Genomic DNA, 13,918 nt, shown 5'->3' on the forward strand with positions numbered 1-13,918 from the left:
CGCGCGATTAAGCTTCGGGGCCATCATGGGTGGGCTCATTACGGCCCCTCGAAAAGGAAGGCGGTTCGCCCGGTGCACGTCCTCGATCGGTTCCGTCTCGACAGCAAGGTCGTCCTGGTGACGGGCGCGTCCTCCGGACTCGGTGTCGCGATCGCACAGGCCTGCGCGGAGGCAGGAGCGGACATTGTGCTTGCCGCTCGGAGAGCCGAAAAGCTCGCCGCCACAGCGGTGCTCGTCACCGCTGCGGGCGGCGCTGCGTTCACGGTTACCACCGATATCAGCGATCCGCAGCAGGTGCAGGACATGGTCGACGCCGCGATGGCGCATTACGGACACATCGACATCCTGGTCAACAACGCCGGAATCAGTTCGGTCGCCGCAGCTACTCGGGAGACCCCGAAAGACTTCCGCGATGTCGTCGAAACCAACCTGCACGGCAGCTTCTGGGCCGCCCAGGCGTGTGCACGCGTGATGCGGCCCGGATCGTCGATCATCAATGTCGCCAGCACGTCGGCGTTCACCACGTCCCCGTTACCTCAGGCGGCATACAGTGCCAGTAAGGCGGCCATCGTCGGCCTGACCCGGGAGCTGGCCAGCCAGTGGGGCCGGCGAAAGGGCATCCGGGTCAACGCCGTTGCTCCCGGCGCATTCCGCACGGAAATGACCGAGACCGGGTTGTCCGGACACGAGGACATGATCCTTCCGCGCATCGTTCTGGACCGTATCGGCGACCCCGAGGAACTCGCGGCAACTGTGGTGTGGCTTGCCTCCGATGCAGCCGGCTACGTCACCGGCCAGACCATCGTCGTCGACGGAGGATTCACGATCACGTGACGAGCGTGAGTCGATGTCGAGATCCAAGTGAGGAGATCATGTGAAGACCGACGTGTCCTTGACGGGTGGATTGCCCTCACCGGACGAAGCGGCGCGTGCCGAGCAGTTCGGCTACGACACCGCGTGGATGCCCGAGATCAAACACGACCCGTTCTGCTCCCTGGCCCTGGCTGCTTCGCGGACCGAACGCATCAAATTGGGAACCGCGGTCAGCGTCGCCTTCGCGCGCAGTCCGATGGTGTTGGCAACTCTGGCCAACGACCTTCAGCTCTATTCCGAGGGCAGGTTCCGGCTCGGTATCGGCTCGCAGGTCAAGGCGCACATCACCCGACGCTTTTCGATGCCCTGGTCTGCGCCGGCGGACCGGATGCGTGAGTACATCCTCGCGATGCGGGCGATCTGGAGCGCGTGGTCGACGAGCGATCGACTCGACTTCGAGGGTGATTACTACACGCACACCCTCATGACGCCATTCTTCGACCCAGGCCCCAACCCGTGGGGACCTCCGCAGGTCATCCTCGCGGGGGTGGGGACTCGCATGACCCGCGTTGCCGGGATGGTTGCCGACGGGTTCTTTGTCCACGGGTTCACCACCGAGCGCTACCTACGCGAGGTCACATTGCCTGCACTGCAGGAAGGCATGCGCGTTGCCGGCCGAGCCGACGCCGATGCCCGCGCCTTCGAAGTGCTCGGATCGCCGTTCGTCGTGACGGGCTTGGATGAGAACGCCATGGCGGAGTGCGCGGAGGCCGTACGTAAGCGCATCGCCTTCTACGGCTCCACGCCCGCCTATCGACCAGTGTTGTCCCTGCATGGTTGGGATGATCTCGGCGCCGAACTCACCACCCTCTCGAAGCAGGGCAACTGGGATCAGATGACCAAGTCCATCACCGACGATGTTCTCGACGCATTCGCTGTGGTGGCTCCCCCCGACGAACTGCCCGCCGTGGTCCGACGCCGATTCGGCGATGTCCTCACCAGCTGCCGACTGCAACAGCCCGCCTCGATGAACGACGAACAGTGGCAGCCAGTGCTTGCGGCGCTCAATGACATCAATGACACCGCACCCTCGGGCGATCGCGTTCGCTCGTGATCGCGGTGCGTGGGCGTCATGTGCCCAAATCATGTGCCCAAATCCCCGTTCCACTTCGCGCCAGCAGACCGCGGCGGAACTGAAGGAGAAACACACGCATGAGATCCCACGGGTTCGAACGACAACCCGGCAATCGCTACGACATGCCGATCACCTTCGGGCCGACGGAACTGCCCGACGTGTCACGGTGGGGCTGGCTGCGAGGTGTCGATATCAGCTTCATCACCGCCTACGACAGCGCACGGCCCCTGGTCCCGGCGTGCCTGGACCTACCGAGCGAACCCGTGGTCCTGTTCAGCAGGAGGTCCTTCGACGGGGTCGACTACCTCGGCGAGCGCGGCTATGAGGAGCTCTGCGTCGGGATCGGTGTGTCGCATCACGATGGCGAGCACAAGCGCCGCGGCTACTACTGGGTGGTGCTGTGGGTGGACGACATGCGGGCCGCGGCGGTCGGTCGCGAGATCGCGGGCTGGCCGAAGATCGGCGCCGAGTTCGCCCCCGTCGCCGACCGCGACGGTCAGTGGTCTTTCTCCATGACCGAGTACGGTACGTCCTTGGTGACCGGCTCCATCACCGACGCCAAGCCGGTCGATGACGTCATCTTCAACAAGATCGCCGGCGGCGCCTCGCAGGGCAGCTACGGATTCTGTTGGCGTCACGTTCCCGCAATCTCCGGCGGTCGCGGCATCGACCAAGTGACCCGTTTCCACTCCTCTGGTGAGATCACCAAGGCCTTCGTCGGCAGCAGCGAACTGTCCATCAACAATCCGAGCGCACAGCAGGCGCCGCATTCCGCACGAATCATGGCCACCCTGGCGCAACTGCCGATCTTGCGGATGCTTCCTGGTTACATCGCGGAGGGCAGCGTCAACCTCGATCGGCGCACGATCACCGCGCTGACGGGCGGAAGCCTGACACCGGCTGGGAGCCGCTCCTAACGGACCGAGAAGCCGGCATCCAGTGGCCACGCAGTACCGGTGATGAACTTCGCCTCGTCGGAGACCAGCCACGCAACCGCGTTGGCAATGTCCTCGGGCTGCAGCATCTCTATCGGCAGCGCATTCTGCATGGCAGCCAGGCCCGGATCGCCTGACTCGAAGAGCTCGGCCATCGCGTCATTGAGCACCATGCCGGTGGCAACACCGGTCGGATGAATCGTGTTGACTCGAATCGATTGCGGAGCAAGACTGTTCGCCCAGACCTGCATCAGCCCGACGACGCCGCGTTTCGACGCGGTGTATGCCTGAGCGCCAGCACGATCGCTGGCCACACCCTTGAGGCCCGCTGAGGAACTGGTGATGACGATCGAACCGCCGCGCCCACCGTCGATCAGAGCGGGAATGGCAGCCTGGACGGTGTTCCAGACGCCAATGAGGTTGACGTCGATGACGTCGCGAAACAGAGCGCGGGGGTTAACGCTCTCGCTGATCCTGATAATGCCGGCGTTGGCGATGACGATGTCCAGACGCCCGAATTCCTTGACTCCGTGTGCGAGGAAGTCTTCGACGGCTTCACCGTCTCGAACGTCGACTTGACGCGTCACAATTCGTCCACCCTTGTCCCGCACCAAAGCTGCGGTTTCCGCGAGTTCGTCTGCCGTTGCATTCGGGTAGTCCATCGTTTCGATGTCCTGGCAGATGTCCAAGGCAATGATGTCGGCGCCGTCGGCGGCCAGCCGCACAGCGTGTGCGCGGCCCTGTCCCCTGCCGGCCCCGGTGATGAATGCGACCCGTCCCTGCAGCTGTGCCATCGCCATACCTCCTGAAAGTTGTTGTGATCAAACGTGTGATGTGTGTGCCCGCACCCGCCGCAGGCCCTCGTCAATGTCCCCGGCCTCGTAGGTCCACGCTCCGCACGAACACGTGCAGCGGTAGTGATCGCCCACGGGAAGGACGCTTTGCGCGTCGCAGGAGCCGCCCGTTGCGGCCATACTCGCCGCAAATTCGATCGGTTGCTCGAGAAACGGGTTCTCATCTGACATAGCCAAGCCCCTTTCTCAGTCACCAGCCGCCGGGCGGAACGCCGGCAGGAGCCAACCATCTGCGATTGGCATGAAGTCGACCTCGACATGCATCCCGATGGACACCTCTTCGGGCGCGACATCGACGACATTGGAGACGATCCGCGCGCCGGGAGCGTCCGGCAGGTCCAGGACGGCGGCCACCAGCACCAGATCGGGGAACTGAGGAAGACCGCGAACCACGGCGTAGCTGTAGACCGTGGCCGCTCCGGTGAGGTCTACCCAATCCATGGCGCGAGACTGGCACTGCGGGCAGAAGGGGGTCGGCGGCATCCGGAACCGGCCGCAGTCGCCGCACCGCGGAGCGGATAGCCGCCGCTCCTTGGCCGCCGTCCAGAACGGTGCGGTGCAGTCATCGACCGAGATGTGGATGTGTTCTCCCGGGATCGTGCTCGCGAGAGTAGATTCCGATCGGCTCATGACGCGCGTCCCAGGATCAGACCACTGACCGGAATGCTCGCCGGTCCCCCTGTCACGAGCGCCAGTTCAGCGCCGTCGACCTGGTTGGTCGCGGTGCCGCGCATCTGCTCGACACCCTCGATGATGTGGGTCATCCCCACGATGTATGCCTCGGACAGTTGGCCGCCGTGGGTGTTCACCGGTATCGATCCGCCTTCGTAACGGATGGCGCCCCCCTCCACGAAGGCACCGCCCTCACCGCGTTCGCAGAACCCGTAGTCCTCCAGCTGCATCACGACCATGGGTGTGAAATGGTCGTAGAGCAGCGCGACATCGATGTCGGCGCTGGTGATGCCGGCCTGTTGATAGAGCCGTTCGGCGATGGGGCGGTTCCCGGCGGAGGCAAAGTATTCGTCCGGCATGCCCATCCACGCGAAGGCGCGGCCCCAGTCGCGCACGCCGCCGTGGGCTGCCGCGACCACGGGCACCGGTCGCTGCTTCAGGTCGCGGGCCATGTCCATCCCGGTTGTGATGACCGCCGCGGCCCCGTCGGTCTCTTGACAGAAGTCGTAGAGGCACAACGGTTCAGCGATCATCCGCGCCTTGAAGTAGTCCTCGACTGTCAGCGGGTCACGATGCATCGCCTGCGGCCGGTTGGCCGCATTCAACCGTGTCGAGATCGCGACTTCTGCGAACGCCTCGCGACGCGTGCCGTACAGGTGCATGTGCCGCCGTGCCAACACCGCCATCAAATGACCCGGCCCGGCCAACCCCGAAGGCATCAGGAAAGAGTTCATCGGGTCGGGGGACATCGCCGAGAACACCGTTCCAAGGCGCTGTGCGGATTGTTGAAGTGCCATGACCGTCACGACGACTCGTGCATTTCCCGAGACGATGGCTGCCCGGGCCAGATCAATCGCTCCTGCGGAGCCGCCGCCACCTGATGTCAGAGATGCGGTGAAACGCACTTCCGGAATGCCCAGGATCTCCATGAAGTCGGCGGTGTCCAACTTCCCGGTGTAGCCCGCACTGGCACCGGAGTAGTAGGCGAAGCCGTCGATGTCACGCACCGACAGGCCGGCATCGGCACACGCGTTGAGAATCGCCTCGCAGGCCATCTCGTTCGTCGTTCGCGGAACCGATTCGCCGCGTCGGTAATACTTCGTGGTTCCCGCGCCGACGATGGCGACGTCTCGCAGGCCGGTCACCGATCGATATCGCTGGGTACGGGCGGCACGTTCGGAAAGAGCTCGAAGAACGCCCCTTGGGTGATCCGGCGCCGCGCCTCGTCACTGGCCCCGTCGAAGAGCGTCTTCAACGTGTCCTGAGTGTGGCCGAAAGTGCCCTCCATGTGCGGGTAATCGCTGCCGAACATCACGTTGCGATAGCCCATGTGTTCGTAGGCGGCGACTGCGGTGACGTCGTGCTGGAAGGAGGCATACACCTGACTGAACAGGATCTCCTTGGGATCGCGACTCAGCTTGGGCCGCACCGCCATCGCGTGCTGGCGATAGCCTTCCACCATGCGGTCGCCGAGGAACGGCACCCATGTCGCACCCCCCTCGGAGATCAACACCTTGAGGTCCGGATGCCGGTCGAGCGCGCCCGAGGCGACCAACTTCATCGCCACCCGCTGGCCGGAGAAGGTGGTTTCGGCATAGTTCATCACCGCACCACCGGGACCATGGTGCACGATGCCGAGACCACCGCTGGCACCACCCACCGACATGTCCACCGGGTCGGTGCCGATATGGAAGGCCACCACCATGCCGGCGTCCTCCGCTGCGGCCCACAATGGATCCCAGCTATCGCGGTTCCAGTCGTCGGCACTGGGGTGTGGTGTGGTGGGCAGGAAGACGGCTTGAAACCCGCGCTCCGCGGCCCACCGTAGTTCTTCGACTGCATCCTCGACGACCAGCGTCGAGACCTGTGCAGTCACCACGTAGCGATCCGACACCGACGCGATCTCATCGAGCGCCCACTCGTTACTGGCCCGCATGCAGGCCTTCAGCAGTTCGGGGGTGCGGAAGCTCGAGCACCACATCCCCAGTGACGGGAAGATGACCTCACCCCAGACGCCCTCTTGGTCCAGGTCGGCCAGGCGTACCCGCGCGTCTCTGCTTCCCTGGGGCCGGTTGCTCGCCTCGACGAACTTCTCCATCACCGCCGAGGTGGGCAACTTACGACGGAACACCTGCCCGTCGACGTACACGGTCTCGTACTCCCCATCGGGATCTTTTTCAGAGCGCGGGGTCAGATCAGCGAGCTTCTTCGGAAGCCTGGTCTGCCAAAGATCTTCAGGCTCCAGGAAGTGCGAGTCGCCCGAGTTGGTCCAGATCTTGTTCACTGCTCCTCCGATGCATTGACTGCCCCCCAGCATCCCATTCCCCGGCCGTGAAATCCAGACTTTTTAATGTTCAAATATTAGTTTTTTGTCGTGTGGGTTCTTCCACCCGTGCAGTAGCGTCGGGGCATACCGAAGGAGTACCGATGACCGCAGCTGGCGAGACCTCTGCCGCGCGCCGCCGGAACGCGTCTGGGGAATCGACCCGCACGATGCTGATGGAGGTGGCCGAGCGGCTGTTCGCGACGCGCGGAATCCAGGCCGTCACCCTTCGGGAGATCCAAGAGGCCGCCCAACAGTCGAATACCTCGGTCATCCGGTATCACTTCGGATCTCGCGACAACCTGATTCGCGCGTTGATCGCCTATCGGCAAAACCAATTGGGACCGGTCCGCAGGGAGTTGCTCGCCCAGATCCGCAGCGACGGCCGAGAGGGCGATCCGCGAGCGATCGTATGGCTGGTCGTTCGCCCGATGGCCGACAGCGTCAGGGCGGGAGAAATGTACGTCCCGTTCCTCGCCCGGCTCTCCGAGAATCCCCGTGCCAGGCGCGAGCTATGGCCGGAGAACGTGGTCGACGATTGGACGGAAGACAAACTCGAAGGACTCATCGAGGCCACGATGCAGGACCTTCCGGCCACAATCCGGCGCGGGCGCGTCTTCCAGCTCTACATCGGCGTGATCAACGTACTCGCCGAATCGGCTCGCTCGAAGCGCGAGTTGAGCGACGTTCAACTGCACAACTTCGTGGATGGATGGGTCGGAATGCTCACCGCTCCGGTGTCGTACGAGACGCGCCGGTGTATCGGCGAGAGTTCGGACGATCCGGGCCACACCTCCTGACCCGCAACGGCCGGCTCAATACGCTGACCGACACACTGCCAGCCCCTTGAGCGATCCGCGATCGTCACCCGCAGGCAATTATCCGATCCGCCTCCAGCCGGTCGATCGCCTCGTCGTCGAGGCCGATTTCTCGCATGATTGCGCGGGTGTGCTGGCCCAGGGTGCAACCGCCATCGGCTTTGGTGAGCGACCGCGAGAAGTGGTGCAATGGCGCCAGCCGACGGTGCTGGTCGAAGACCGGGCTGTGGGATTCCACCGAGTAGCCGGCCTCGAAGCAGTCGTCGCCCTGCAGGACGATCCCGGAACTGCGTTCGGCCACGGCGACACAGCCGACATCGCGGGCCGCTAGATCTTTTTCCCAGTCCGCCTTGTCCCTCGTCGCGAAGGCCGCCGCTAATTCCGCGGCCAGCGCCGCGTCGTTGGTCACGCGCAATGCGGGCGTCGCAAACCGCGGATCCGCACCGACAGCACAATAGAGTGACATGGCTTCGGTGAACACCGTCCATTCCATCGGCAGGGGCGCCGCCAGGAAGATCCAGCCATCGGCTGCGCGATACAGGCGATACAGCGCGTTCAGTCCGTAAAACTCCGGATCGGCATCGGGCATGTCACCTTTGCCGGCGTAGCTGAGATTGTGGGATATCAGCGCTTGCTGCACCGAGCCCAACATGGTCGTCGCCATGCCGGAGAGTTCGACGCCCCGGCTCTTCGCATAGATTCCGACCATCAGCGCAGAGGCGACCCCAAGGGCGGCGATGCCATCGCACTGCACCGCCAGAACGGTGCCGCCGGCGAAAAGCGCTGCCGCGGTGCGGTGAAGATCGTCGAGGTCCTTCGGCGCGTGCGCGGCGCCGTGGCTGTCAAGCAGCGACAGCCCCGATGCGGCTCCGATGGACGGGGCATACGCGGCCCGATGGGCAAACGGCCCGTCGAGTCCGTAGCCCGAAGTGCTCAACACGATCAAGTCCGGGTTGATCGATTTGAGCGTGTCTTCGTCGACCTTGGCGCGCTCGGCGGATTTGCCGCGAGAACAATTGAGCACCACATCGGCATTCTTGATCAGTGCGTAGACGAGGTCTCGCCCCTCGGCGGTGGTGATGTCGATGGCGCAGCTCTCCTTGCCCTGGAGGACTTTGGCGCCCCCGGCCTCCGGATAGGCGAGCATGCCTCGGATGTTGTCGCCGTCGAGGGGTTCGATCTTGATGACGCGGGCTCCCAGATCGGTCAGAATGGTGGCGCCATACGGCCCCGCGTACATCGACCCCATTTCGACGATCGTCACCCCACGCAGCGGAAGGCCGAAATCTCCGTCGTTTGCCGAATCCGGTAGCCCATGTTCGGACTCATGCCAGTCCAGTTCCTCGATGCGGTGTTCGCCCCGCAGGGGGGCGGCGCGGAGATCGGTCACGGGTTTCCCGTCGACGTGGATCAGCGTCGACGGCTGACGCACCGGTCCGAGTTTCGGATCCATCAGTTCGACCGCGCGTCCCTCGAAGACCGTCTGCGGATGTTCCAATGACGCTTCAGGCGTCCGGAACAGTTCGGCACTGAGATCGGGGTTTGCGTCGAGCGCGGCCTGCCAGTCGTCGAGTGTCCGGGCTTGCACGCGTTCGAGCATCATGTCCCACCATTCCGTGCGTAGCTCCGGGGTGGGCAGCATCGGGAAGTCCTGCCACTTCGGTTTCTTCAGTTCCTCGAGCAGGTCCAGCTCGGACATCCATGCGTGCATGAGCTTCGGTGAGACCTGGGCGAACTGCAGCCAGTGTGCATCTTTCGTCGGGGCTGCCAGGAGGGGGAAGACCAGATAGCCGACCGGGCGGGCATCCTGGTCGTATGGCTCGGCCGCCGGCTGAAAGGCATCCGGATAGCGATCCAGAATCATCTCGTGGAACCAATTCCAGGGATCCATCGCGCCCAGGCCGGTCACCAGATTCGACTCCACCACTTGGCCCCTGCCGGTGCAGTCGCGTTCGATCAGTGAGGCCAGGATTCCCTGCACCGCTGCGTGTGCCGCCCCCCAGGACGCATAGAGGGTGGTCACGTAGGCCGGACCAGGCCGCCGCGTCAGGCCCTGTTTCTCGTGCATCACGCCCACCTTGGCCATGACCAGGGCTTCCCAACCCTTGTAATCGCGCCATGGCCCGCGGGAGCCCCACCCGGTGATCGACGCGACGACCAGATGCGGGTGGCGCGCCGAGATGTCCGCTGCAACCAATCCGTACCGGCCGGCGATGGCTGGTCGAACAGTCATGACCGCAACGTCAGCCCGCTCCAGGAGGCGGTCGACCTCTTCGCGGTCGCCGGTGTCACGGAGATCCAGCGCCACGCTGCGCTTACCGCGAAGCAGACCGGGCCAGCCCGGCTGCTGACGCAGGGGATTGCCTGCCGCCGGCTCGACCATGACGACGTCGGCCCCGCAGTCAGCCAGGAACTGGGTGGCGTAGGCGCCGGCCAACGTCGTCGAGAAGTCGACCACTCGCATTCCTGCAAGCGGACCGCGTTGATTGCTGATCGTCATGCCCGAACCGGTTCCTCTCGACGCCACCGACGCACGCGGTGTGACCGACGCCACTCAGCGTGCCAGTCGGATAAATTAATGTCAAGGCATTACTTGTATCGGAAGCCCCGAAATGCGTTGGCGTGGAGGACCTCAGCTGTCCCGGTAGCGTGCCGCCCGGTGGTCGAAACTGTGTTGGCGAGAAGCCGCCACCTCAACCCCGTAATGCCAGCTGCGCAATGAGCGACTCTGCGTCTGCAACACTGCGCAGCAGGTCATTGAGATGGGTGCACGTCTGTATACCGACGAACTCGACACGGACCTTCGAGTGCAGTTCGGACAAGGTCATGCCGACACTTCGTTCCGCACTGGCAGCCGCCGACGAACACTCCTGCCATGGCAACACGCGGGTGCTGGCCCGACAGCCGACAATCGTCCGTGATTCTGCTTCGACGTCGGCGTTCAGAACGTACTCGTGGATTACCGTCTCCACTCCATCCGCGCGGACGTAGGAGTCGCGGAACATCGCGTCGATCGCCACCACACCCGGTGAAGCACCGGGCGACACATCGATCCGCCGTCGCCGACGCATGTTCTGGGCTGTAAGGGCAGGCATGCGATGCCACGCCACGGGATCGTCTTCCACCTCGAGGGCAGGGGCATCCGGACCGGTCACCACAGCCGGGTCGCCCGCCTCGAAGGACGTCATCAACACACCGCCGCTGATGAAGCCCGCGCACAAATCGGCTGTCGGGGCGTAATTCTCACGAGCCACGCGCGCCGCGCCGGACGCTGACAAGGCGTGTCCGGAGATCAGGGTCGCGACCGGCACGTCGTCGAGCAGTGTGTAGCGCAGGTCGCGAGCACGCCGCAGTTGAGGTGCGACGCGGTCGACCACCGAACGGAAGCCGCTCATGGCGGGTACCGGGACCATGCTCTCGATCTCCGGCACGGGCGGGAATACCTGCAAGTGCGAGATCGACCCCGCCGCCCGATCGACGGCTGCTCGGATACTCGCCGACCCCGTGACCTCTCCCGATCCGTCGGCTGCGGTGTAGTAGTCGCGGGCTTCGCCTCGAAGATGCAGCGGATCCGTTGTTCCCTCGGCGCGGGTCATGTCCAACGACGATGTCCGCCGCACGGATCCCGGTCTGCGCCGAGGTGCGCCGACGGTCGGATTGTGTACGCCATGCGAGGGGTGAAGGGCGAACTGAGGAGTTCCCAGGGGGACAGCAGCCATGTGTGCACTCCAATCTCACGCGGCGGAGCCTCTCGGCAGCCGGATGTCGATTGAACAGACAGTAACCGTGAGCGGACCTGAACAATCGAACTGCGGTGTCAAGCGGCTTTCGGCCGCTGATGATCTGCGCTGCTCACCGACCCTTGAGGACGTGCTTTGCGACGGTTCTCCGCTGAATCTCCGTCGGCCCCTCGCTGAGGCGGCCAACACGCAGGGTGTGCCACCCGTTCATCATGTGCGAGTCATTACTCAGCCCGATGCCGCCGAGAACCTGCATTGCTCGGTCATACACGCGGTACATGCCTTCGTTGATGAATACGTGGCTCGCGGCCACCTCGAAACGCGTATCAACGCCGCGGCTCACCTTGTCGGCGACATCGAGCGCCATCAGGCGCGCCGCATACAGCTCGACGGCGCTGTCGGCCAGCATGTTCTGGATGGTCTGATGCTCGGCAAGAGTCTTGCCGAACGTCTCACGGACCTTCGCGTATTCGACGGCCTTGTCGTGCGCCCAGCGCGCCACACCGATGTGCCTACCGAGTTTGGTGAGCTTGAGCTGACCGGACCCCTGCATGGCGACGGGAAATCCTTCGCCGACCGGTCCGATGCGATAGGTGTCGGGCACCCGAACATCGTCGAATGACAGGATCGCTTCCTCGCCACCCAATTCGTCGTACATTTTCACGATGCCGTCGAGTGAGTATCCCGCGGCATCGGTGGGAACGTAGAAGCACGTCAACCCGCCTCTGCGCGCGCCGAAGCGCTCTGGATCCGTGACGGCGAAGGTGATGAGGAAGTCGGCAGTGGGCGCCCACGACGCCCACTGCTTCGTTCCGTTCAACCGCCAGCCGTCCCCGTCTCGAACCGCCGTCGTGCGCATCATCCAGGCGTCCGAACCCGCGTCGGGTTCGGACATGGCGAACGAGCCCTGCAGCCTGCCCTCGGACAACCGGGGAAGCACCGCCTCTTTCAGTTCGTCGGATGCCTGGCTCCATAGCGCCGTCGGACCCGTGCTGGTGTGAGCCAGGACGTGGAAGGCCAGCCCCGTCTGGGGCGACCCGTACCGATGGCACAACGCCTCCCAGACAAGGAAATAGGTGAGCGCGCCGAGACCACCGCCACCAAGGTGCTCTGGACAGAACATGGTGTAGAAGCCGGCGTCCGCTGACGCCGCGCGCGCCTGCCGCCGGCCCTCCACCACCGCATCGGCGATGCGGCCGTCCTCACGCCAATACAACCTGGGATTCCACATGACCTCACCCAGCGAATTCTCCATGGGGATGATCTGCCGATCGATGAAGGCGAACAGGCCCTCGCTGATCTCGCGCGCTTCTGCGTAGGCATCCGCCGTATCGGAACTCGCGGCGATGTGGTCGATCGTGGTCATAGGTGCAGCGTTCCTCAGGTGTCGTTGGCGTGGGGTCAGGATGCGGCGACGGGTACCTCGACCCGGTACAACTTGGCTGCAGTCTCATAGAAGATCTTGCGGCACAACTCCTCCGGAAGCTCATCGAGTGTGTCGTTCACGACCTGGCGCGGCGTCCTGGCAATGGAGGCAGGGCCCGGTGACAGGCTGGTCGGATGCGGGAAGTCGGTCTCGAACATCAGGTTGTCGGGATAGAGGTCTGCCATCCGGCGAACTGTCTCCCTTTCGAACCAGTACGTCGTGTAGATCTGGCGGCGGTAATAGAACGACGGCAGCTCACGATCAGGGAGCTTCTTATGCGATCCGGAGTTCACCCAGAACCAGTCCGCGCTCTCGAGGAAGTAGGGAATCCAGCCGAATCCGCTCTCCACATTGACGAAGTTCAGGTTCGGATACTGGACGCAGATCCCGGAGAACAGGAGTTCTGCCATGTTCTCCGACAACCCGATCATGCTCAGGGCAACCTCTTTGGCGTAATCCGTGGGCCCCTGCTTGACCAGCTTGCGCCAGTCCTCCTCCGTCTGGGACTGGAAACCGGTGTGGAAGTTCACGCACATCCCGCGTTCTTCAGCCGCCTTGAGTAGCGGTTCCCAGTGCTTGTCGCTCAGAGGCGGCCAACCGAACTTGTACGGCTTGGCCAGCAGATTGATTCCGCGGTGGCCCTGGTCGTGGCACCGCTCGAGCTCTGCGACCGCCGCGTCGACGTCCCAGAAGGGAAGGGTGGTGAGCAGGATGAAGCGGTCGGGCGCGATCGATGCGAAGTCGACCAGGAAGTCGTTGTACGCCCGCACACAATCGAGGGTCAGTTCGGGATCCAGCTTCAGGAAGGCGTCAGCCGAGAACGAAATGAGGTTGGGGTAGATGACCTCCGCGATGATCCCCTCCTCGTCCATCCGCTTCACGCGCGCGGCATTGTTGAACGCCGCGGGATGTGCCTGCTCCATCGTCGGCGGATGTTTGGGCGGGTACTCGTGCCAGCCCGCCATCGCGTACCCCGAGATTCCTGAGACCTTTCGGCCGCCGACAACCCAGACCTCTTCGCCACGTCGCTCGTCGAACGCCGTGTGCGGAACGTCGTCACCCCACTTGGATGCCAGCCGCGACGTCCACAGATCCGGCGGTTCGCTCAAGTGGGTGTCGGTGTCGATAATGGGAAGGTGGGGCATCACTTTCTCCTGCCAGTCATTGCGTGAATCGTTCTCGTGAGGCCATGCGTAGCCGTT

At 64.0% G+C, this 13,918-nt stretch carries 12 protein-coding genes; 4 read left to right on the plus strand and 8 right to left on the minus strand.

Annotated elements, in window-relative coordinates; translation table 11 throughout:
* Positions 1-72 precede the first annotated feature (72 nt).
* From BEMPMBAN_RS31485 to BEMPMBAN_RS31495, 3 genes are all read left to right on the plus strand, one after another.
* Positions 73-834 carry an SDR family NAD(P)-dependent oxidoreductase gene (locus BEMPMBAN_RS31485; RefSeq protein ID WP_159235381.1) on the plus strand — a complete coding sequence of 254 codons (762 nt, stop codon included), beginning with the start codon at positions 73-75 and terminating at the stop codon, positions 832-834.
* 40 nt (positions 835-874) lie between these two features.
* Entirely contained in the window at positions 875-1,927 is a 1,053-nt protein-coding gene (locus BEMPMBAN_RS31490) for a TIGR03617 family F420-dependent LLM class oxidoreductase (protein WP_234897806.1), read from the plus strand.
* Positions 1,928-2,025: 98 nt separating this feature from the next.
* Positions 2,026-2,865: an acetoacetate decarboxylase family protein gene (locus tag BEMPMBAN_RS31495; protein ID WP_159235382.1), complete on the plus strand. Its 840-nt coding sequence runs from the start codon at positions 2,026-2,028 to the stop codon at positions 2,863-2,865.
* On the opposite strand, the gene BEMPMBAN_RS31500 is transcribed toward BEMPMBAN_RS31495, so the two are convergent.
* The 4 genes from BEMPMBAN_RS31500 to BEMPMBAN_RS31515 all read right to left on the minus strand — a co-directional run bounded on the left by BEMPMBAN_RS31500 (position 2,862) and on the right by BEMPMBAN_RS31515 (position 6,693).
* Positions 2,862-3,677 carry a mycofactocin-coupled SDR family oxidoreductase gene (locus BEMPMBAN_RS31500; protein ID WP_159235383.1) on the minus strand — a complete coding sequence of 272 codons (816 nt, stop codon included), beginning with the start codon at positions 3,675-3,677 and terminating at the stop codon, positions 2,862-2,864. The two genes, BEMPMBAN_RS31495 and BEMPMBAN_RS31500, sit on opposite strands and share 4 nt — an antisense overlap.
* A gap of 246 nt (positions 3,678-3,923) precedes the next feature.
* Positions 3,924-4,367, minus strand: a complete 444-nt coding sequence (locus BEMPMBAN_RS31505; protein WP_159235384.1) for a Zn-ribbon domain-containing OB-fold protein — start codon at positions 4,365-4,367, stop codon at positions 3,924-3,926.
* A complete protein-coding gene (locus BEMPMBAN_RS31510; protein WP_159235385.1) occupies positions 4,364-5,554 on the minus strand; it encodes a thiolase C-terminal domain-containing protein in 1,191 nt (396 codons plus the stop codon). The genes BEMPMBAN_RS31505 and BEMPMBAN_RS31510 overlap by 4 nt, the downstream gene beginning before the upstream one ends.
* Positions 5,551-6,693: an amidohydrolase family protein gene (locus BEMPMBAN_RS31515; protein ID WP_159235386.1), complete on the minus strand. Its 1,143-nt coding sequence runs from the start codon at positions 6,691-6,693 to the stop codon at positions 5,551-5,553. Before BEMPMBAN_RS31515 ends, BEMPMBAN_RS31510 begins: the two co-directional genes overlap by 4 nt.
* A 143-nt stretch (positions 6,694-6,836) precedes the next feature.
* Here BEMPMBAN_RS31515 and BEMPMBAN_RS31520 point away from each other — a divergent pair, with 143 nt between their 5' ends.
* Entirely contained in the window at positions 6,837-7,532 is a 696-nt protein-coding gene (locus BEMPMBAN_RS31520) for a TetR/AcrR family transcriptional regulator (protein ID WP_234897807.1), read from the plus strand.
* A 64-nt stretch (positions 7,533-7,596) separates the two neighbouring features.
* Here the strand turns inward: BEMPMBAN_RS31520 and BEMPMBAN_RS31525 are convergent, their stop codons facing one another.
* The 4 genes from BEMPMBAN_RS31525 to BEMPMBAN_RS31540 all read right to left on the minus strand — a co-directional run bounded on the left by BEMPMBAN_RS31525 (position 7,597) and on the right by BEMPMBAN_RS31540 (position 13,861).
* Positions 7,597-10,050, minus strand: coding sequence for a CaiB/BaiF CoA-transferase family protein (locus tag BEMPMBAN_RS31525; protein ID WP_159235387.1), 2,454 nt, complete (start codon positions 10,048-10,050; stop codon positions 7,597-7,599).
* A gap of 193 nt (positions 10,051-10,243) precedes the next feature.
* Complete coding sequence (locus BEMPMBAN_RS31530; RefSeq protein WP_159235388.1) at positions 10,244-11,146, minus strand: DUF2889 domain-containing protein; 903 nt, start codon at positions 11,144-11,146, stop codon at positions 10,244-10,246.
* A 256-nt stretch (positions 11,147-11,402) separates the two neighbouring features.
* Positions 11,403-12,656: an acyl-CoA dehydrogenase family protein gene (locus tag BEMPMBAN_RS31535; RefSeq protein WP_159235389.1), complete on the minus strand. Its 1,254-nt coding sequence runs from the start codon at positions 12,654-12,656 to the stop codon at positions 11,403-11,405.
* A 35-nt stretch (positions 12,657-12,691) separates the two neighbouring features.
* A complete protein-coding gene (locus BEMPMBAN_RS31540; protein ID WP_159235390.1) occupies positions 12,692-13,861 on the minus strand; it encodes an amidohydrolase family protein in 1,170 nt (389 codons plus the stop codon).
* Positions 13,862-13,918: the final 57 nt, after the last annotated feature.

The organism is Mycolicibacterium austroafricanum (assembly GCF_902705885.1).
GTDB lineage: Bacteria > Actinomycetota > Actinomycetes > Mycobacteriales > Mycobacteriaceae > Mycobacterium > Mycobacterium vanbaalenii_A.